The sequence below is a fragment of the Paenibacillus sp. AR247 genome (genome assembly GCF_002968895.1).
Taxonomy (GTDB): Bacteria; Bacillota; Bacilli; order Paenibacillales; family Paenibacillaceae; genus Paenibacillus_AQ; species Paenibacillus_AQ favisporus.
In genome coordinates, this window is record NZ_PCZT01000015.1 from 1 (window position 1) to 1,528 (window position 1,528).

1 protein-coding gene is annotated in these 1,528 nt (G+C 49.9%); it reads left to right on the top strand.

The genetic code is table 11. The features are described 5' to 3' along the window. Window positions 1-430: 430 nt before the first annotated feature. Window positions 431-1,528: molybdopterin-dependent oxidoreductase (locus CPT76_RS24650; protein ID WP_258168776.1), on the top strand; the 1,098-nt coding region annotated here is incomplete at its 3' end.

The window sequence follows — 1,528 nt, forward strand, 5'->3', positions numbered from 1 at the left end:
GTTTAAAACATCATCCATTTGTTCAGTTTTCAAGGAACTTGATCGCTGCATTCGACATTATTTTCAAATCCGAAGCAGGATTATATTGTATCATGTCATTCATTTCGTGTCAACACTTATTTAGCAAGCATTGAGAAGATTTGAATCACCGCCTTGTTTAGCGGCAAGAAATAATATATCACGGATGCCGCCTATTATGCAACAGTTTTTTTAAATTTATGTTGTGGTAAAATTTACTCACTTATTGTTAGCCAATTTTCTTCTTCACTGACGTAACTATTTTGCATTAACAGTTGATCGCTAGGCTTAGAATTCTGTTCTTGCTGTAGTTGGTTCTCACCATGTGCTTATCTACTCAAAAGGATCATAAGTAGAAGGTCAATACTCGCAGTACCATTACTTTGTGTTTTCTTAACAAGGAGGCTGACAAATGAGCGATTGGTTAAACAAGATCCGCAAGGGCATCGGAAAGAAGCTGGCCGCCATTCACCGCTGGAACGCATGGATGGTTGCCTTTCTGGGATTTAGCGGAGTGATTCTTCCCCTCGGTTTCTGGCGGGAGGTGCTTGGCGGAGGCAGGGTCTGGCTGAAATGGCTTCATATCGGTGTCGGCTTGGCCCTGCTCCTTCCCGTCGTCTACTACCTCTTTCTGGCGGGCAAGCACTGGAAGCTGCTGAAGGACCGCCCGAAGCAGAAGTGGAATGTCATCATCGTACTGTTCCTGCTCGTCGGCTGGTTTCTTTCCGGGGTGGTATTGTGGCAGTTCAGAGCATTCGGCCCGGCATGGTCCAACCCCGCTCTGACCATTCACGACCTCTTCACATGGGTGGGTCTGCCTTATATCATCTATCACTCGGTTACCCGTACCCAATGGCTCAAAGAGCCTCACCGGCGGACGGTAAAGTCCGGGGCTAACCGGCCAGCGGCAGCAAATACTGCAAACGAGCCGCTCTACACACGCAGAGCTTTCATCCGATCAGCGATCGGTGTGGGTATGGCGGTAGCGTTCGGGCCTTCTTTTATCAAATGGCTCGGCAGCAGTATCGGTTCGTCACAGCAAAACATGGAGCAGCTGCTCGAAAGGGATGCCAACCATCTGGTTCCGGCACCCACGCCTGCCGCGGAATCTCTCACTCCGATCGGTGGCGGAGCTAAGGGGAATTTTCGCATCTACACTGTAACCCCTATTCCCTCATTCGATAATGCCAACTGGTCTTTTACCGTAGATGGGCTCGTCAATAAGCGGCTGCAGTGGAACTGGGAACAATTCGTTAAGCTGCCGCGTGTGGTTCAGGTCAGCGATTTTCACTGCGTCACCGGGTGGTCAGTGTACCATAACACTTGGGAGGGCATTCCCCTTAAAAAATTATTGGATGAAGCCGGGGTTCAGCCAGCGGCACAAACCGTGAAGTTTTATTCGGGCGACGGGGTCTACACGGACTCTATAACGATGGAACAGGCTCGCATGGACGACATTATGGTGGCCGTTCTGCACGACGGCAAGCCCATTCCAAGCGATCTCGGCGGT